Below are 16,698 nucleotides of genomic sequence, written 5' to 3' on the forward strand. Positions count from 1 at the left end.
TCCAGATTCGGATACTTCGCAATGAAAACTGGTAAAGAAATCAAACCTGGTACCGTTCTGCGCATCGATAACGATCCGTGGTTGGTTCAGAAAGCTGAATTCACCAAATCGGGCCGTAACAGCGCGATCATGAAGACCAAGCTGAAGAACCTGCTGACCGGCTACAAGACTGAAACCGTCTACGGTGCCGACGACAAGCTGGACGACGTGATCCTGGATCGCAAAGAAGCCACCCTGTCGTTCATCAGCGGTGACCAGTACACCTTCATGGACACCACCGACTACACCATGTACGAACTGAACGCCGAAGACATCGAGGCCGTTCTGCCGTACATCGAAGAAGGCATGACCGACGTTTGCGAAGCCGTATTCTTCGAAGACCGTCTGGTATCGGTAGAGCTGCCAACTACCATCAGCCGTAAGGTCGTCTACACCGAGAACTCCGCTCGTGGCGACACTTCGGGCAAAGTCATGAAGCCTGCAAAGCTCTCCAACGGCACTGAAGTGCAGGTTGCTGACTTCATCGAAATCGATGAAATGATCGATATCGACACCCGCGACGGTAGCTTCAAGGGCCGCTCCAAGAAGTAATCACTTCTTGCGACCCGCAAAAAAACCCGGCCTTGGCCGGGTTTTTTTGTGCCTGAAACAGTGTGAGGGCTGCTATTTCACACGGTCACATGCAGCCGCACATCAACATTGCCACGGGTGGCGTTGGAATACGGGCAAACCTTGTGCGCCTTCTCTACCAGGCCTTCAGCTTCAGCCTGTTGCAGGCCAGGCAGGTTGATCTGCAGATCGATATCCAAGCCAAAGCCACCTGGGATCTGACCAATGCCAACCTTGGCAGTGATCGAGGCATCGGCCGGCAGTTGTTTCTTCTCTTGCCCGGCCACGAACTTCAGTGCGCCGATGAAGCAGGCCGAATAGCCAGCGGCGAACATTTGCTCGGGGTTGGTGCCTTCACCGCCTGCGCCACCCAGCTCTTTGGGGGTGCTCAGCTTGACTTCCAGCTTACCGTCGCTGGAGCGGGAGGTGCCGTCGCGACCACCGGTGGAGGTTGCCTGGGCGATGTACAGGGGAGTGACCTTTTGCATCTTGAGCCTCGCTTGTGTGCTGTGCGCCGTGGCGCAGGGTGAGTACGGGATTTAAGTTAGCGCGCAATTATTTAGTGCGCAAGATAAATCTTTCACCGTTCATCCGAACGGCCATTTCACAGCATAGTCCTCAGAGGCTCTTTTGCAGGCTGGCGCGCAGCTCCAGCAAGTCGGCTTGCAGCTGTTGCAGGCGCTCCAGGTCTAGCCCGCTGGCTTGCACGATGCACTGCGGTACGCGCTGGGCCTCGTCCTGCAAGGTGCTGCCTTTATCGGTGAGTTGCACCAGCACCACCCGTTCATCCTCGCGGCTGCGGGTGCGCTTGAGCAGACCCTCGCTCTCCAGCCGCTTGAGCAGCGGGGTCAGTGAGCCGGGGTCGGTGAGCAGGCGCTGGCTGATTTCACCCACGGTCAGGCCGTCCTGCTCCCACAACACGAGCATCGCCAAATACTGCGGGTAGGTCAGGCCCAGGGCCTGCAGCAAGGGCTTGTAGACCTTGGTCATCAGCAACGAGGTGGAGTGCAGGGCGAAGCAGACCTGGTTGTCCAGCAGCAGCTCGGTGCAAGGGGCTTTATTGTCGGCGTTCATGCAGGTCCTTGAATTAATTCTGGTGAAAATTTAGCACGCTGATGGTTAGCGCGCTCATGACCAGCGTAATCCACTGCGCAACGCCTGATCCCAAGGTGGAACCGGGCTGAAGCGGCTCTTGAGAAATTCGAGCAGCAATCGACTGCGAGAGTTCGTTTCATGTTCCAGGCGTAGTGCATAGACGCCACTGGTTTCCGGCTGCGGCAAGCCGTTTTGGCAGAACAGCGGCAGCAATTCTCCGCGCAGCAGGTAGTCGCTGATCAGCCAGGTGGGCAGGTGCGCGATGCCTAAGCCGGCGAGCGCGCCGAACAGCAGGGTTTCGGCGTTGTTGGCCGACATGCGCATGCGTGCCGGGCGATACAGGCGGGTCTGGCCGTCCACGGCGAAGCGCCAGGCGAACGGCGGCGCCAGGCCGTCCCAGTCCAAGCCATCGTGTTCTGGCAGTTCGCTGGGGCAGGCCGGTACGCCGCGGCTGGCCAGATACCCCGGGCTGGCGCAGGCAATGCGCACCATGTAGGCCAACGGCGTGGCGACCAGGCGCGTATCGGCCAGCGGGCCTGCCCGCAGCACCAGGTCGACTTCGCCTAAGTGGCTGCCATGCAGGTCGACGAAGCTGTCGATCAGCCGCAGTTGCACGTCCAGGCCCGGGTAGGCCACGAGGAAGTCGGCGATCGCTGGGGCCAGGTGGCGCCGGCCAAATGCTGCTGGGGCATCGATACGGATCAAACCTTCCGGGGCGTTGCTCAGTGACACCGCCTCGGCGCGTGCCAGGCGTAATTCTTCAACGATGCGCCGGGCGCGTTCGGCGAAAGCCTTGCCAGCCGGGGTCGCGCGCACCGCGTGGGTACTGCGTACGAACAGCCGGCTGCCTACGGCGCTTTCCAGGTTATCGATGCGTCGCGCCACCGCTGAGGGGGTCAGCGGATGGCGGCGGGCGGCCGCGGAAAAGCTGCCTGACTCCAGCACATCGAGGAACAGGTTCAATTGTTCGGTCAGGGTATCGGGGCTCATGCTTGGTCTGCTTATGCGAGTTACGCATAGCCATTGTGCGTTGCTGTGCGTTTCCCCGCTAGCCTAGTGTGGGTAGCATGCGCGCATCGTGTAACCGGCGGATGAGGCCCTGATGATCGAGTGGTTGATGTATATCGTGTTGGGCGCCGCACTAGGCACCCTGGGTGGTTTGTTCGGGATTGGCGGCGGCTTGATCGCCATTCCGGCCCTCGGCGTGTTGTTTGGCCTGGATCAGCAACTGGCCCAAGGCACGGCGCTGGTGATGGTGGTGCCGAATGTGTTGTTGGCGCTGTGGCGCTACAACCAACGCAACCGCATCGAACTGCGCCATGCGCTGCCGTTATCGTTGTGCAGCTTGCTGTTTGCCTGGTTGGGCTCGATCTGGGCGGTGGGGATCGACGCTCACTCGATGCGCCTGGGCTTTGTCGGCTTCCTGGTGGCGTTGGCGGTGTGGAACGTTGCGCGGATGTTCATGCGCGTTACCCCGCCGAGCAGTGCGTTGCGCTATGCCTGGCCATGGCTTGGGGTGCTGGGCAGCTTTGCCGGAACCATGGGCGGGCTGTTCGGCGTAGGTGGGGCCGTGGTGGCGACGCCGATTCTGACCAGTGTGTTCGGTACTACCCAGGTGGTCGCGCAAGGGCTGTCGCTGGCACTGGCGGCGCCCAGCACGATGGTCACGCTGCTGACCTATGGGCTGCACCAGAGTGTGGTCTGGCAGGTGGGTGTGCCGCTGGCGGTCGGCGGGTTGCTCAGCATCAGCTGGGGGGTGAAGTTGGCGCATGCCCTGCCGGAAAAAGTCCTGCGCACGATGTTCTGCGTGTTCTTGGTGGTGTGCGCGGTGATGCTGGCTTACGAGCTCTAGAATTGATTGTGCTGTCAGTGCTGGCCCTATCGCGGGGCAAGCCCGCTCCCACGCGAGAAATGAACTGCGCCCCGCGATAGGGCAGTACTACACCGCAAACCCTTCGGTGATGTAGTCAGCCATGCAGTCAGTGATCGGCGACTGAGTCTGCGCATTGCGCAGCAACATCACATTGGCCAGCGGCAGCTGGGGTAGGCCGTCGGCTTCACCGAGAATGCGGATGTTGCCGCCGACCAGGCTCTGCAACTGCGCCGTCACCGCCAGGCCGGCCGTGACAATGGCAAAAATTGCCGCAAGGCTGGGGCTGGTATAGGCGATGCGATAATCGATGCCCTGGCTCTCCAGCGCATTGCAGGTCCAGGCCCGGCAGAAACAATCGGTGTTGAACAGCGCCAACGGCATCGGCCGCTGCTCCTGCGGACAAAAGCCCTGTGCCGCGGCCCAGACCAAGCGCTCCTGGCGCAGCAGCTGGCCTATCTCATTACCCGGCTCGCGGGTGACGATGGTCAGGTCCAGGTCCTGGCGCAGCATCAGCTGTTTCGACGAGTCGCAATGCACCTCGACCTGAATCAACGGATAGGCCTGGGCGAAGCTGGAAAGGATGCTCGGCAGAAAGCGCATGGCGTAGTCGTCAGGCGTGCCGATGCGCACCACCCCGACCATGTGCGGCATGCGCAAGGTGTTGAACACTTCGCCATGCAACTTGAGGATGCGCCGGGCATAGCCAAGCAGCACCTGGCCTTCGGCGGTCAGGCGCACCTGGCGGCCGTCGCGCTCGAACAGCTGGCGCTGGAGGATGTCTTCCTCAAGGCGCTTCATCTGCATGCTGACCGCCGACTGGGTGCGATTGACCACTTCGCCTGCGCGGGTGAAGCCGCCTTGCTCGGCGATGGCGACGAAGGTGCGTAGGACGTCCGAATCGAGGCTCTGGTACTGGGACATTGCATCAATCTCCGAGATGCATGGCATCAGAAACATTCGTTGGATTGATCGTATGCCTGGCGCGAGACTGAAGCCATCAACACGGAGGGCTTCACGATGAAAGGTCATGTCAGCATTACCCAGCAACCTGTCTTTTCTGTCGGCCACCTGCTGCATGAGGTGGGGCACCGGTTGGCGCGGTGGCATCAGCTGTATCGTCAGCGCCAGGAGCTGGCCGGGCTAAGTGATGCGACGCTTGCCGATCTGGGGTTGAGCCGGGCGGATATCCAGCGCGAGGCCGAGCGGCCGTTCTGGGATGATCCGCTGCGTAAGTAAGTGTCAGTACCGGCCTCGTCGCGGGGCAAGCCCGCGCCTGCACCCGCGATGAGGGCCGAACAATCGCTACAAAGATGATTGCCAGGCCTTAGCTCAGCGGCGCACCTGCTTCAGCGTCTCGGCAATCAAGAACGCCAGCTCCAGCGACTGATCAGCATTGAGCCGCGGATCGCAATGGGTGTGGTAGCGATCCGACAGCCCATCCTCGGTAATCGGCCGCGCCCCACCAATGCACTCGGTGACGTTCTGCCCGGTCATCTCGATGTGAATCCCGCCCGCATAAGAGCCTTCGGCCTGATGCACCTGGAAGAACTGCTTGACCTCATCGAGGATCTGGGCGAAGTCGCGGGTCTTGTAGCCGCTGCTGGCCTTGATGGTATTGCCATGCATCGGGTCGGAGCTCCACAGCACCTTGCGCCCCTCGCGCTCGACGCTGCGAATCAGCCCTGGCAGGTGATCGCCGACCTTGCCCGCGCCCATCCGCACGATCAGGTTCAGGCGCCCTGGGTCGTTGTCCGGGTTGAGCGTATCGATCAGGCGGATCAACTCCTCAGGCTTCATGCTCGGCCCAACCTTGACGCCAATCGGGTTATGCACCCCGCGCAGAAACTCCACATGGGCGCCGTCGAGCTGGCGCGTGCGGTCGCCGATCCACAGCATGTGCGCCGAGCAATCGTAGAAATCGCCGGTCAGGCTGTCGCGTCGCACGAAAGCTTCTTCGTAATTGAGCAGCAGCGCTTCGTGGGCGGTGAAGAAGCTGGTTTCACGCAGTTGCGGCGCGCTGTCCAGGCCACAGGCGCGCATGAACGCCAGGGTCTCGTCGATACGGTCGGCCAGCTGGTGGTACTTCTCGGCCAGGGCGGAGTTGGCGATGAAATCCAGGTTCCACTTGTGTACCTGGTGCAAGTCGGCGAAACCACCCTGGGCGAAGGCGCGCAGCAAGTTGAGGCTGGCGGTGGCCTGGTGGTAGGCCTGCAGCAGGCGCTCAGGGTCGGGGATGCGGCTGGGCTCGTCGAAACCAATACCGTTGACGATATCGCCGCGATAGGCCGGCAGGGTCACTTGGCCGATGGTTTCGTCGCCCGCCGAGCGAGGCTTGGCGAACTGACCGGCCATGCGTCCGACTTTCACCACCGGGCAACCGGCGGCGAAAGTCATGACGATGGCCATCTGCAGCAACACCTTGAAGGTGTCGCGGATTTTTGCCGCGGAGAACTCGGCGAAGCTCTCGGCGCAATCACCACCCTGGAGCAGGAATGCGCGGCCCTGGGTGACCTCGGCAAACTGCCGGCGCAACTCCCGCGCCTCGCCCGCGAAAACCAAGGGTGGGTAGCTGGCCAGGGTCTGCTCGACCTTGATCAGGTGCGCAGCGTCTGGGTAGGTCGGTTGCTGCTGGATCGGCAGGGCGCGCCAGCTTTCAGGGCTCCACGGTTGCTTCATCACGGGCTCGGTATGGTCTGTTATGGGCTGTCTGTCATGGTATCAGCTGGCGAGCCGCTTGTTGCACCGGGGGCATTGACGGACAATGGCGGTTTTGTGCGCAGGTCAGGCGGGAGTGGCAATGTCCAACGAGCGGGAAGAACGGCTGCTGGCGCGGGTCGAGGATGCCTTTGGCGTTGTCAGCGTCTACGAAGTCGAGGACTACCGTTTTCTTGAGTTCGGCGATGCCATCGAGCAGAGCTGCGTGTTCACTGCCGACCCCAGCTGGCTGGAGTATGACTACACCCGCGCGATGCTGCTGGGCGCGTTGTGCCATCCGCAGCCGGAGAGTGCGCTGTTTCTTGGGCTGGGCGCCGGCACCCTGACCCAGGCCTGCCTGAAGTTCCTGCCGTTGGAAGACGTCGAGGCCATCGAACTGCGCCCGGATGTGCCGCGCCTGGCCATGGAGTACCTGGGGCTGGATGACGATCCGCGCCTGTACGTGCGGGTGGGCGATGCGCTCGAACTGCTGGCGAGTGCAGAAAAGGCCGACCTGATCTTCGTTGACCTGTATACCGACCATGGTCCGGGTGTCGGGCATCTGGCCTGGGGGTTTCTGGAAAACTGCCAGAAGCAGCTCAACCCCGGCGGTTGGCTGGTGATCAACCAATGGGCCGGCGATGACGGCAAGCCGCTGGGTGCGGCGCTGTTGCGTGGGTTGTATCACCGCCATTACTGGGAGCTGCCGGTCAAGGAGGGCAACGTGATCCTGTTCGTGCCGGCCGAGCTTGAGCAGCAGCTGGATATCGATCAACTGCGCGGGCGGGCCGAGGCGCTGGCGCCGCAGCTGGGATACAGCCTTGAGTACCTGATCAAAGAGGTGCGGCCGGCGACCTGATGCTGGCTTCGAAACCCCACGATCACTGTGGCAGCGGGCTTGCCCGCGAAGAAAGCACCACAACCTGAAGGGGAAACGTTTCAGCCATTATCCGATGATGGCTGCATACTGGCCGCTATTCCCGAAAAAAATCTAACTGCCCGAAACGATTTCAGGTATAGTACGCGCCGGTCTTTTAGCGGGCCGCAAAATCAGGTGGTGCAAATCCTCCGAGTCCAGCTTCGGCTGCACGTCCGCTAGGCGGACCTTCCCAAGTTTTTCTTTTTCAATCGTTTTCGCAAATCCCCGCCGCCAAAGCTGCCTGGGTGACCCTCGGGTCTTTCAAGGCATGTGCAGCTTTGGAGCATGGGTCTTTGCGGATGCACATAGAGGCAGACCCATGACCCAGGAAACCGGCGGATTCGCCGCTCTCGGACTTAACCCGAACATTGTTGCTGCCGTACTGGCCACCGGCTACGAAGAACCGTCCGCCATTCAGCAACAATCGATTCCGATCATCCTCGACGGTCATGACATGATCGGCCAGGCGCAGACCGGCACCGGTAAAACCGCTGCCTTCGCTCTGCCGATCCTCAATCGTATCGATGTGAGCAAGCGCGAACCGCAAGCCCTGATCCTGGCGCCAACCCGTGAGTTGGCGCTGCAAGTTGCAACCGCTTTCGAAACCTACGCCAAGCAAACGCCGGGCGTTAACGTCGTAGCTGTCTACGGTGGTGCCCCAATGGGCCCACAGCTGCGTGCCATTCGCAACGGCGCGCAAATCGTCGTAGCTACCCCAGGCCGTCTGTGCGACCACCTGCGTCGTGACGAGAAAGTCCTGTCGACCGTTCAGTACCTGGTGCTGGACGAAGCCGACGAGATGCTCAAGCTGGGCTTCATGGATGACCTCGAAGTGATCTTCGATGCCATTCCGGCCACGCGCCAGACCGTGCTGTTCTCGGCGACCCTGCCGTCGTCGATCCGCAGCATCGCCGAGCGTCACCTGCGCGAGCCGAAGCACGTCAAGATCCAGAGCAAGACCCAGACCGTTACCGCGATCGACCAGGCGCACCTGATGGTCCACGCCGACCAGAAGATCCCGGCTGTGCTGCGTCTGCTGGAAGTCGAAGAGTTCGATGCCTTGATCGCCTTCGTGCGTACCAAGCAAGCCACCCTGGACCTGGCCGCTGCCCTGGAAGCCAAAGGCTACAAGGCTGCCGCGCTGAACGGCGACATCGCCCAGAACCAGCGTGAGCGCGTGATCGACTCGCTCAAGGATGGTCGCCTGGACATCGTCGTCGCCACCGACGTCGCTGCCCGTGGTCTGGACGTACCGCGTATCACCCACGTGTTCAACGTCGACATGCCGTACGACCCAGAGTCCTACGTGCACCGTATCGGCCGTACTGGCCGTGCGGGTCGCGAAGGCCGTGCACTGCTGCTGGTCACTCCGCGTGAGCGCCGCATGCTGCAGGTCATCGAGCGAGTAACCGGTCAGAAGGTTGCTGAAGCCCGCCTGCCTGGCCCACAAGCTGTACTGGATGCGCGGATCAAGAAATTGACCGCAAGCCTGGCGCCGCTGGTGGCCGAAGCAGAAGCCAGCCATGGCGACCTGTTCGACCGTCTGACCGCTTCGCTGGAATGCACGCCACGTGCCCTGGCCTCGGCCCTGCTGCGCAAGGCCACCAATGGCCAGCCGCTGGACCTGGCTTCGGTTGAGCGCGAGCAGCCACTGGTGCCGACTAGCGGCCCACGTGGTGAGCGTGCCGAGCGCGGTGAGCGCAGCGATCGTGGCGAGCGTAGCGACCGTGGTGACCGCGAACGTCGCGCGCCAATGCCACTGGCTGAAGGCCGTGTGCGTTGCCGTACCGCCCTGGGTGCCCGTGACGGCATCGCCGCCAAGAACCTGTTGGGTGCGATCCTCAACGAAGGCGGCCTGGCCCGCGACGCTATCGGCCGCATCCAGGTGCGCGACAGCTTCAGCCTGGTCGAGCTGCCGGAGGATGGTCTGGAGCGTCTGCTGACCAAACTCAAGGACACCCGCGTAGCCGGTAAGCAGCTCAAGCTGCGCCGCTATCGCGAGGATTGATCCTGGCGCAATGAAAAAATCCCCGGCCTAGGTCGGGGATTTTTTTTATCTGTCGGGCTAAGCGTTGTCGGATGCGCTGGCCTCTTCGCGGGCAAGCCCACAGGGTTCGATGCGATCGCTGTGGGAGCGGGCTTGCCCGCGAAGAGGCCGCTGATATCAGCACAAGGCCTCAGTCAAACCGATAGATATCCATCCCCAGCGCACCGAGGGTGAACCCCTGGTGCACCACGCCAAACTTGTCACCCGCGCCCAGGGCAAAGAACAGCGGCAGCAAATGCTCATCACTGGGATGATTGCGCAGCGCATGCGGCGCCTGCTGGCGGTAGTCGAGCAGGGCAGGGCGGTCATCTTCCTTGAGTCTGTCGACTATCCAATCACGAAACGCCAGTGCCCAAGGCTCGATCGCATCGGGCCCGGCGTGCCAGTCCAACTCGCCCAGGTTGTGCGTGATGCTGCCCGAGCCGATCAGCAGAATATCTTCGTGGCGCAGCGGCTCCAGGGCCTGGCCCACCTCCAGTTGCAGGCGAGGCCCGCCCTGGCTTGGCAGAGAAACCTGCACGACTGGGATGCCTGCATTGCGGTACATCAGCGACAACGGCACCCAGGCACCATGATCGAATGGGCGCTGCTCATCCAGACGCGCCGGCAGGCCCGCAGCGATCAATTGCGCGCTGATCTTGCGAGCCAGTTCAGGTTCGCCTGGCGCTGGGTATTGCACTGCGTACAGCGCCGGGGGAAAACCGTGGAAGTCATGCCAGGTGTGCGGCTGCGGGTTACTCATCACCAGCAGCTCACGGCTCTCCCAGTGCGCCGAGACCACCACGATGGCTTTCGGCCGGGGTAAGGCGTTGGCCAATGCCGCCAAGGCCGGCCCACTGGCGCCAGGTTGCAGGGCGAGCATGGGCGATCCATGAGAAATGAACAGGCTGGGCAGCATGGCGGGGTCCTGACAGTTAAGATGCAGCCATCTTCGATCAGTTGAAGATCGAGATCCAATATAAGTTTTCACCGCGAACTATCGAAAAATCGGGAGCGAACATGCAGCCGGCGTTCTGGCACAAAAAGTGGGCAGACAACCAGATTGGCTTTCACCAGGCCGAGGTCAACCCCTATCTGCAAGCGCACTGGCCGCTCGCTGAGCTAGCGCCGGGCAGTCGGGTGCTGGTGCCGTTGTGTGGCAAGAGCCTGGATATGATCTGGCTTGCGGCCCAAGGCTATCGGGTGTTGGGCGTGGAATTGTCGAGGCGGGCGGTAGAGGACTTCTTTGCTGAGCATGGCTTGCAGGCGCAGGTGTCGCAACAGGGCGCCTTCGAAGTCTGGCGCAGTGCTGAGGTGGAACTATGGTGTGGCGATTTCTTTGCCTTGCAGCCTGACGATGTTGTCGATTGCGCAGGCCTTTATGACCGCGCTGCGCTGATCGCCTTGCCCCGGGAGATGCGCCATCGCTACATGGCGCTGCTGTCCGAACTGCTACCAGCAGGCTGCCGGGGCGTGCTGGTGACACTCGACTACGAGCAGGCCCGTGTGGACGGGCCGCCGTTTTCGGTGGCCGATAGAGAGGTGCGCGCTGGCCTGCGCGGCTGGCAGGTCGAGCAGGTGCAGCAGGCGCAGATTATCGGGCAGAGCCCGAAGTTTCAGCAGGCTGGGGTGATGAGTCTGTTCGAGCGGGTTTATCGGCTTCACCACTGAGCCACAAAAAAGGGCGACCGAAGTCGCCCTTTCTAATTGCTGGTGGGGGATCAGCCGCGGCGACGCAGCGCCTCGATCCGCTCTTCCAGCGGCGGGTGGCTCATCAGCAGGCCCGCCAGGCCTTGCTTGAGGCCGCCATTGATGCCGAACGCCTTGAGGGTGTCGGGCATGTGCACCGGCATGCCTTGCTCTACGCGCAGGCGCTGCAGGGCGCCGATCATTGCGGCGGTGCCGGCCAGCTGGGCGCCGGCTTCGTCGGCACGGTACTCGCGGCGACGCGAGAACCACATGACGATCATGCTGGCCAGGATGCCCAGGATCAGCTCGGCGACGATGGTCGCTACGTAGTAGGCGATGCCTTGGCCTTCTTCGTTCTTGAAGATCACCTTGTCGACGAAGTTGCCAATGATGCGCGCGAAGAACATCACGAAGGTGTTCACCACGCCTTGCACCAGTGCCAGGGTGACCATGTCGCCGTTGGCTACGTGGCCGATTTCGTGAGCCAGGACCGCGCGCACTTCATCGGGCGAGAAACGCTCCAGCAGGCCTTGGGACACTGCCACCAGCGCGTCGTTACGGTTCCAGCCGGTGGCGAAGGCGTTGGCCTCGTAAGCCGGGAAGATACCCACTTCGGGCATCTTGATGCCGGCTTCGCGCGACAGCTCCTCGACCGTTTGCAGCAGCCACTGTTCGTGGCGGGTGCGCGGCTGGGTGATGATTTGCGTGCCGGTGCTCATCTTCGCCATCCACTTGGAGATGAACAGCGAGATCAGCGAGCCAGCGAAGCCGAACACGGCGCAGAACACCAGCAGCTGGCTGAGGTCGAGATCAACCCCGTTGGCCGCCATGAACCCATTGAAGCCAAACAGGCTCAGGGTAATGCTTGCAACCAGCACCACCGCAAGGTTGGTGGCTACAAACAACAAGATGCGCATCATGGTTGTTACGTTCTCCTGACGGATAAAAATGTTGCGTACTGCGGGGTATATAAGGGGGAGGTGACGCCGATTCAACCGGTCGACTATTTCAAACTGTGTAGCGCGGAGTATGGCAGAGGAAACTGACCGGCTTGTGGGATAGAGCGTTGCAGGATGTAAGAAGATTCTCAGTGTTAGACAAGCATTGAATGGGGCCACAAGGCGGCCCCAAGCTCAATTACTGCTGATAGGTACGCAAGAAGTTGCCAATCCGCCCGATCGCCTGCTCCAGGTCATCCACCCGCGGCAAGGTCACCACGCGGAAGTGGTCCGGCCACGGCCAGTTGAACGCGGTGCCTTGAACGATCAGCAGCTTCTCCGACAGCAGCAAATCCAGCGCGAACTTTTCGTCATTGAGGATCGGGCACACCTTCGGATCGATCCGTGGGAAGGCATACAGCGCGCCCATCGGCTTGACGCAGCTCACCCCAGGGATGGCATTGAGCAGTTCATATGTGCGGTTACGCTGCTCCAGCAGGCGGCCAGGCGGCAGGACCAGGTCATTGATGCTCTGGTAGCCGCCCAGGGCGGTCTGGATCGCGTGCTGGGCCGGCACGTTGGCGCACAGGCGCATGTTGGCCAGCATGTCGATGCCTTCGATGTAGCTCTGGGCGTGATGCTTGGGCCCGGAGATGATCAGCCAGCCGGAGCGGAAGCCCGCCACCCGGTACGACTTGGACAAGCCGTTGAAGGTCAGGCAGAGCAGGTCAGGCGCCAGCGAGGCGGTGCTGATGTGCACGGCTTCGTCGTAGAGGATCTTGTCGTAGATCTCGTCGGAGAACACCACCAGGTTGTGCTGGCGAGCCAGCTCGAGCATGCCCAGCAGCAGCTCCTTGGAGTACACCGCGCCCGTTGGGTTGTTCGGGTTGATGATCACCAGCGCCTTGGTGTTGGGGGTGATCTTGGCCTTGATGTCTTCGAGGTCAGGGAACCAGTCGGCCTGCTCGTCGCACAGGTAGTGCACAGGCTTGCCGCCCGCCAGGCTCACCGCAGCGGTCCACAGTGGGTAGTCAGGCGCCGGGATCAACACCTCGTCGCCATTGTTGAGCAGGGCCTGCATCGACATCACGATCAGCTCGGAGACGCCGTTGCCGAGGTAGATGTCCTCGATGGTCACGCCTTCGATTTCTTTTTGCTGGCAGTACTGCATGACGGCCTTGCGTGCGCTGAACAGGCCTTTGGAGTCGCTGTAGCCCTGGGCGGTCGGCAGGTTGCGGATTACGTCCTGGAGGATCTCGTCCGGCGCCTCGAAGCCAAACGGCGCCGGGTTGCCGATGTTCAGCTTGAGGATGCGGTGGCCTTCCTCTTCCAGGCGTTTGGCGTGCTTGAGCACTGGGCCGCGAATGTCGTAGCAGACATTGGCGAGCTTGTTCGATTTACTGAACTGCATGATGTGATCCCGATTGAGAAGTCGCAGGCGCCGCCGTCGAAAGGTTTGAAAGGGCGTGGCGCGGGTGCCAGACTTGAGGCCTGGCACACGAAGCCAACTAATATACGTGCCACCCGCGCCCTGGAAAAGACGGCGCGGCGTGAAATTCAGCCTGCCGAGGTTCCTACATGCAAAAGATCGACAAAACCCTGGAAGAATGGCGCGAGATGCTCGACCCTGCGCAGTATCAGGTCTGTCGTCTGAAGGGCACCGAGCGGCCCTTCAGTGGCAAGTACAACAGCGAGAAGCGCGCTGGCGTCTACCATTGCATCTGCTGCGACCTGGCGCTGTTCGATGCGCAGGCCAAGTTCGATTCCGGCTGTGGCTGGCCAAGCTTCTATGAGCCGATCGCGCAGAGCGCGATGATCGAGATTCGCGATACCTCCCACGGCATGATTCGCACCGAGGTCACCTGCGCCCAGTGCGATGCCCACCTGGGGCATGTCTTCCCTGATGGCCCGCCACCGACCGGGCTGCGCTATTGCATCAACTCGGTGTGCCTGGATTTCAAACCGCGTGACTGACCGGAGAGCGCCAATGGCTGACTCGTTGCTGGATATTCCCTGCGTTACCCTGACCGGCGAGCACAAGCTGCTGGGCGATTTCCAGGGCAAGGCTGTGCTGGTGGTGAACACTGCCAGCCAATGCGGCTTCACCCCGCAGTACAAAGGCCTGGAGCAGCTGTGGCAGGACTACCGCGAGCGTGGCCTGGTGATCGTCGGGTTCCCCTGCAACCAGTTCGGCAAGCAGGAACCCGGCGATGCGCGCGAGATCGCCACGTTCTGCGAAACGCGCTTTGGTGTGAGCTTCCCGTTGATGCGCAAGATCGAGGTCAACGGCCCCGGCGCCCACCCGCTGTTCGTCGAGCTGAAAAAACGCGCCCCTGGCCTGCTGGGCACGCAGAAGATCAAGTGGAATTTCACCAAGTTCCTGCTCGACCCGGTCAGTGGCAAGGTCACCCGCTTTGCTCCAGCGACCAAGCCTGAAGCGCTCAAGGCCGCCATCGAACCGCTGCTCAACCGCTGACCGGCACCCAGTGCTCGATCAGTGCCAGTAGTTCTTCACGGCGAAACGGTTTGGCCAGGTAGTCATCCATGCCCGCCGCGCGGCAGCGTTCGCGCTCCTCGGGCATGGCATTGGCGGTCAGGGCGACGATTGGCAACTGCGGCCAACGACCGCTCTGGCGAATTCGCCGGCTGGCTTCATAGCCGTCCATGATCGGCATGTTGCAGTCCATCAGCACCATGTCGACATCTTCCTGCTCCAGCACCTCCAACGCTTGCGCGCCTTGGGTGGCGAGCAGTACATCGCAACCGAGCTTGCCCAGCATGCCCTTGGCCACCAGCTGGTTGACCGGGTTGTCCTCTACCAGCAGGATGCGCGCCCGGCGCTCGTGCAGCTTGGGGAATTCGTGTGGCAGTGGGGCGTCTGGCGCGCCCCCTTGAAGCATTCGCCGCAGCGTCTGATACAGCGCATTGCGCGCCAACGGCCGCGCCAGTTGCACCAACGGTGCCAAGCGCTGAGCCTCTTCGCCGGGAAGGAAATTGCCGTAGGCAGTTACCAGCAGAATCGGCATTGTGACCGCAGGGCGCAGATCCAGCAGATGCTCCACGTCATCGGTGATCAGCAGATCCAAGGCGCTGTGATGCAGCTCAGCGGCATCGTCCAGCCGGGTGAAAGCCAGGCCCCAGCCAGGCAGCAGCCCGGACAATAGCTCCGACAAGCCGCTGCCAGGCTTGCTCAGCGCCACCACCTGGCCGCGCAGCGGCGCCGGCGCAATCGCCTCGGTGTGGGTCGGTAGCGGCAGGTCGGCACTGAAACGGCTGCCAAAGCCAGTTTGCGAATGAATGTGCAAGTGACCCTGCATGGCTTTGCACAGGTTGCGTGTCAGCGCCAGGCCAAGGCCCGTGCCGCCGTATTGGCGGGTGATGCCAGCGCCGGCCTGGGTGAAGGGCTGGAAAATGCGCACCTGGGCTTCTTCGGGGATGCCGATGCCGGTATCGCTGACTTCCAGGCGTACGCCACCGATGATAGGCATCAGGCGCACATCGACCCGGCCAAAGCGGGTGAACTTGAGCGCGTTGGACAGCAGGTTACTGACGATCTGCCGTACCCGGGTCGGGTCGCCCAGCACCGTGCTGGGGAAGTCTGGAGCGATCAGGCAAGTCAGCTCGACACTGCTCGCGGCGTTCTGCGACAGCAGGTTGGCGGTGTCTTCGACCATCGCTCCCATATCGAAGGCAATTCGCTCCAGCTCCAGCTGGCCAGCGTCGAACTTGGACAGATCGAGGATATCGTTGAGCAGTTCCACCAGCACCTTGCCCGAGTCGTGGGCTATCGACAGCTGTTGGCGCTGCTCGGCCGCCAGCGGGCTGTCCAGGGCCAGCGCGATCATGCCCAGCATGCCGTTGAGCGGGGTGCGGATCTCGTGGCTCATGTTGGCCAGGAACGCCGCCCGTGCCTGGGCCATTTCCAGGGCGCGGCGGCGCGCCTCTTCCAGGTCCTGGTTGGTCTGGCTGAGCCGGTCGTTGCTGGACTTGAGTTCGTTGGTGCGCGCCGAAACGATGTTTTCCAGCTCGTTGAGGTACTGCGTCAGGCGGTTTTCCGCAGCGCGCCGTTGCTGGATTTCAGTGGCCATGCTGACGAACTGTTGGTTGGCCACTTTGACCAGCACGCCAATTTCGTCGAGCTCATGGCCGTGCGGGCAGTCCAGGCGGGTCTGCTGTGGCTGGCGCGGGTCGCTGTTGCTCAGCGCGGCGATCACCGTGACCAGCGGTTTGGTCAGCATCATGTAGAAAAGTGCCAGCAGGATCCCGGTCAGCACCAGGCTGCGGGCAAAGCCATTGAACAGGGTGACCCCGGCGCGGTCGAGGAAGCGGCTGCCGAAGGTATAGGTGTCGACATCCAGGTACAAGGTACCGAGGTATTCGTGGGGCATGTGCGCCAGGTACAGGCGATCCTGGAACTGGCGAAACTCGCCGAAGAGAAAGTCGCTCAGTGGCCGGTAGCGGTCTTCCAGGCGCGGGCGCTTAACGTCTGCCAGCACCGTGTCGTTGTTGTCGATCAGGCGCGCGCGGATCACCGCTGGCGACTGCAGCAGCCCGCCCGTCAGCTCCTGGGCAAGCTCGGCATCGATGTTATAGGCGATGCGCGAGGCCGGATTGTGGCTGATTTGCAGCAATGCCTGCACTTCGCGGTTGATGGACGCGTCTTCGCTGGCATAATCGATGCCGATCTGGATGAGACTGAGCAATGTTCCCAGGATGAAGCCGACCAGGACTGTCAACCGGGCTTGCTTGTATGACAGGCGATTGGTGAACTTGATATCCATGTGTCCCGAGCCGGTTCCTCGCTCCTGCGCTGCGCAAGCATAGCCGATCAACCTCGGCTGCTGGCGGGTCTGTC

Annotated in this window: 15 protein-coding genes and 2 pseudogenes; 8 read left to right on the forward strand and 9 right to left on the reverse strand. The window is 62.0% G+C overall.

Annotation, left to right across the window (positions count from 1 at the left end):
- The first annotated feature begins 21 nt into the window (after positions 1 to 21).
- Positions 22 to 591 carry an elongation factor P gene (gene efp / locus ACI2JX_RS01105; protein WP_119139903.1) on the forward strand — a complete coding sequence of 190 codons (570 nt, stop codon included), beginning with the start codon at positions 22 to 24 and terminating at the stop codon, positions 589 to 591.
- Between the two features lie 77 nt (positions 592 to 668).
- On the opposite strand, the gene ACI2JX_RS01110 is transcribed toward efp, so the two are convergent.
- From ACI2JX_RS01110 to ACI2JX_RS01120, 3 genes are all read right to left on the reverse strand, one after another.
- Positions 669 to 1,097, reverse strand: a complete 429-nt coding sequence (locus ACI2JX_RS01110; protein ID WP_186557650.1) for an organic hydroperoxide resistance protein — start codon at positions 1,095 to 1,097, stop codon at positions 669 to 671.
- A gap of 130 nt (positions 1,098 to 1,227) precedes the next feature.
- Positions 1,228 to 1,683 carry a MarR family winged helix-turn-helix transcriptional regulator gene (locus ACI2JX_RS01115; protein WP_404689167.1) on the reverse strand — a complete coding sequence of 152 codons (456 nt, stop codon included), beginning with the start codon at positions 1,681 to 1,683 and terminating at the stop codon, positions 1,228 to 1,230.
- A 54-nt stretch (positions 1,684 to 1,737) separates the two neighbouring features.
- Positions 1,738 to 2,694: a LysR family transcriptional regulator gene (locus tag ACI2JX_RS01120; RefSeq protein WP_264237140.1), complete on the reverse strand. Its 957-nt coding sequence runs from the start codon at positions 2,692 to 2,694 to the stop codon at positions 1,738 to 1,740.
- A 112-nt stretch (positions 2,695 to 2,806) separates the two neighbouring features.
- Here ACI2JX_RS01120 and ACI2JX_RS01125 point away from each other — a divergent pair, with 112 nt between their 5' ends.
- Entirely contained in the window at positions 2,807 to 3,556 is a 750-nt protein-coding gene (locus ACI2JX_RS01125) for a sulfite exporter TauE/SafE family protein (RefSeq protein ID WP_404689168.1), read from the forward strand.
- Positions 3,557 to 3,643: 87 nt separating this feature from the next.
- On the opposite strand, the gene ACI2JX_RS01130 is transcribed toward ACI2JX_RS01125, so the two are convergent.
- Positions 3,644 to 4,498 (reverse strand): LysR substrate-binding domain-containing protein, encoded by an 855-nt coding sequence (locus tag ACI2JX_RS01130; RefSeq protein ID WP_186557654.1) that lies wholly within the window; start codon positions 4,496 to 4,498, stop codon positions 3,644 to 3,646.
- 96 nt (positions 4,499 to 4,594) lie between these two features.
- On the opposite strand from ACI2JX_RS01130, the gene ACI2JX_RS01135 reads away from it, so the two are divergent.
- Entirely contained in the window at positions 4,595 to 4,813 is a 219-nt protein-coding gene (locus ACI2JX_RS01135; protein ID WP_264237143.1) for a DUF1127 domain-containing protein, read from the forward strand.
- A gap of 93 nt (positions 4,814 to 4,906) precedes the next feature.
- Here ACI2JX_RS01135 and ACI2JX_RS01140 read toward each other — a convergent pair whose 3' ends face one another.
- Positions 4,907 to 6,253 (reverse strand): class II 3-deoxy-7-phosphoheptulonate synthase, encoded by a 1,347-nt coding sequence (locus tag ACI2JX_RS01140; protein WP_404689169.1) that lies wholly within the window; start codon positions 6,251 to 6,253, stop codon positions 4,907 to 4,909.
- 121 nt (positions 6,254 to 6,374) lie between these two features.
- Between ACI2JX_RS01140 and ACI2JX_RS01145 the strand changes: the two genes are divergently transcribed.
- Both ACI2JX_RS01145 and ACI2JX_RS01150 read left to right on the forward strand, forming a co-directional pair.
- On the forward strand, positions 6,375 to 7,130 hold the full coding sequence (locus tag ACI2JX_RS01145) for a spermidine synthase (protein ID WP_368972881.1): 756 nt from the start codon (positions 6,375 to 6,377) through the stop codon (positions 7,128 to 7,130).
- Between the two features lie 345 nt (positions 7,131 to 7,475).
- Positions 7,476 to 9,198 (forward strand): annotated as a pseudogene (locus ACI2JX_RS01150) (DEAD/DEAH box helicase).
- Positions 9,199 to 9,367: 169 nt separating this feature from the next.
- Here ACI2JX_RS01150 and ACI2JX_RS01155 read toward each other — a convergent pair.
- Complete coding sequence (locus tag ACI2JX_RS01155) at positions 9,368 to 10,135, reverse strand: class III extradiol ring-cleavage dioxygenase (protein WP_264237146.1); 768 nt, start codon at positions 10,133 to 10,135, stop codon at positions 9,368 to 9,370.
- Positions 10,136 to 10,236: 101 nt separating this feature from the next.
- Between ACI2JX_RS01155 and ACI2JX_RS01160 the strand changes: the two genes are divergently transcribed.
- The gene (locus ACI2JX_RS01160) at positions 10,237 to 10,887 is read left to right on the forward strand and encodes a thiopurine S-methyltransferase (RefSeq protein WP_404689170.1); all 651 of its coding nucleotides are present in this window, start codon (positions 10,237 to 10,239) and stop codon (positions 10,885 to 10,887) included.
- Positions 10,888 to 10,937: 50 nt separating this feature from the next.
- Here the strand turns inward: ACI2JX_RS01160 and htpX are convergent, their stop codons facing one another.
- Together htpX and ACI2JX_RS01170 are read right to left on the reverse strand one after the other, a co-directional pair.
- Positions 10,938 to 11,825, reverse strand: coding sequence for a protease HtpX (htpX, locus tag ACI2JX_RS01165; RefSeq protein ID WP_186557661.1), 888 nt, complete (start codon positions 11,823 to 11,825; stop codon positions 10,938 to 10,940).
- A gap of 217 nt (positions 11,826 to 12,042) precedes the next feature.
- Positions 12,043 to 13,254 carry a pyridoxal phosphate-dependent aminotransferase gene (locus ACI2JX_RS01170; RefSeq protein WP_186557662.1) on the reverse strand — a complete coding sequence of 404 codons (1,212 nt, stop codon included), beginning with the start codon at positions 13,252 to 13,254 and terminating at the stop codon, positions 12,043 to 12,045.
- Between the two features lie 167 nt (positions 13,255 to 13,421).
- Between ACI2JX_RS01170 and msrB the strand changes: the two genes are divergently transcribed.
- Positions 13,422 to 13,817: a peptide-methionine (R)-S-oxide reductase MsrB gene (gene msrB / locus ACI2JX_RS01175; RefSeq protein WP_186557663.1), complete on the forward strand. Its 396-nt coding sequence runs from the start codon at positions 13,422 to 13,424 to the stop codon at positions 13,815 to 13,817.
- A 13-nt stretch (positions 13,818 to 13,830) separates the two neighbouring features.
- Complete coding sequence (locus ACI2JX_RS01180) at positions 13,831 to 14,319, forward strand: glutathione peroxidase (protein WP_368972876.1); 489 nt, start codon at positions 13,831 to 13,833, stop codon at positions 14,317 to 14,319.
- On the opposite strand, the pseudogene ACI2JX_RS01185 reads toward ACI2JX_RS01180, so the two are convergent.
- A pseudogene (locus tag ACI2JX_RS01185) lies at positions 14,309 to 16,665 on the reverse strand (response regulator). The gene ACI2JX_RS01180 and the pseudogene ACI2JX_RS01185 overlap by 11 nt on opposite strands.
- Positions 16,666 to 16,698: the final 33 nt, after the last annotated feature.

It is taken from the genome of Pseudomonas sp. NPDC088890 (assembly GCF_044900155.1).
In the GTDB taxonomy this organism is placed as follows: domain Bacteria; phylum Pseudomonadota; class Gammaproteobacteria; order Pseudomonadales; family Pseudomonadaceae; genus Aquipseudomonas; species Aquipseudomonas urmiensis.

Excerpts from the sequence above, each read along its gene's own strand:
- ACI2JX_RS01115 (WP_404689167.1), bottom strand. The coding sequence starts at position 1,683 with ATGAACGCCGACAATAAAGCCCCTTGCACCGAGCTGCTGCTGGACAAC.
- ACI2JX_RS01170 (WP_186557662.1), bottom strand. The coding sequence starts at position 13,254 with ATGCAGTTCAGTAAATCGAACAAGCTCGCCAATGTCTGCTACGACATT.
- ACI2JX_RS01125 (WP_404689168.1), top strand. The coding sequence starts at position 2,807 with ATGATCGAGTGGTTGATGTATATCGTGTTGGGCGCCGCACTAGGCACC.
- efp (WP_119139903.1), top strand. The coding sequence starts at position 22 with ATGAAAACTGGTAAAGAAATCAAACCTGGTACCGTTCTGCGCATCGAT.
- ACI2JX_RS01135 (WP_264237143.1), top strand. The coding sequence starts at position 4,595 with ATGAAAGGTCATGTCAGCATTACCCAGCAACCTGTCTTTTCTGTCGGC.
- ACI2JX_RS01180 (WP_368972876.1), top strand. The coding sequence starts at position 13,831 with ATGGCTGACTCGTTGCTGGATATTCCCTGCGTTACCCTGACCGGCGAG.
- ACI2JX_RS01120 (WP_264237140.1), bottom strand. The coding sequence starts at position 2,694 with ATGAGCCCCGATACCCTGACCGAACAATTGAACCTGTTCCTCGATGTG.
- msrB (WP_186557663.1), top strand. The coding sequence starts at position 13,422 with ATGCAAAAGATCGACAAAACCCTGGAAGAATGGCGCGAGATGCTCGAC.
- ACI2JX_RS01155 (WP_264237146.1), bottom strand. The coding sequence starts at position 10,135 with ATGCTGCCCAGCCTGTTCATTTCTCATGGATCGCCCATGCTCGCCCTG.
- ACI2JX_RS01160 (WP_404689170.1), top strand. The coding sequence starts at position 10,237 with ATGCAGCCGGCGTTCTGGCACAAAAAGTGGGCAGACAACCAGATTGGC.
- ACI2JX_RS01145 (WP_368972881.1), top strand. The coding sequence starts at position 6,375 with ATGTCCAACGAGCGGGAAGAACGGCTGCTGGCGCGGGTCGAGGATGCC.
- ACI2JX_RS01140 (WP_404689169.1), bottom strand. The coding sequence starts at position 6,253 with ATGAAGCAACCGTGGAGCCCTGAAAGCTGGCGCGCCCTGCCGATCCAG.
- htpX (WP_186557661.1), bottom strand. The coding sequence starts at position 11,825 with ATGATGCGCATCTTGTTGTTTGTAGCCACCAACCTTGCGGTGGTGCTG.
- ACI2JX_RS01110 (WP_186557650.1), bottom strand. The coding sequence starts at position 1,097 with ATGCAAAAGGTCACTCCCCTGTACATCGCCCAGGCAACCTCCACCGGT.
- ACI2JX_RS01130 (WP_186557654.1), bottom strand. The coding sequence starts at position 4,498 with ATGTCCCAGTACCAGAGCCTCGATTCGGACGTCCTACGCACCTTCGTC.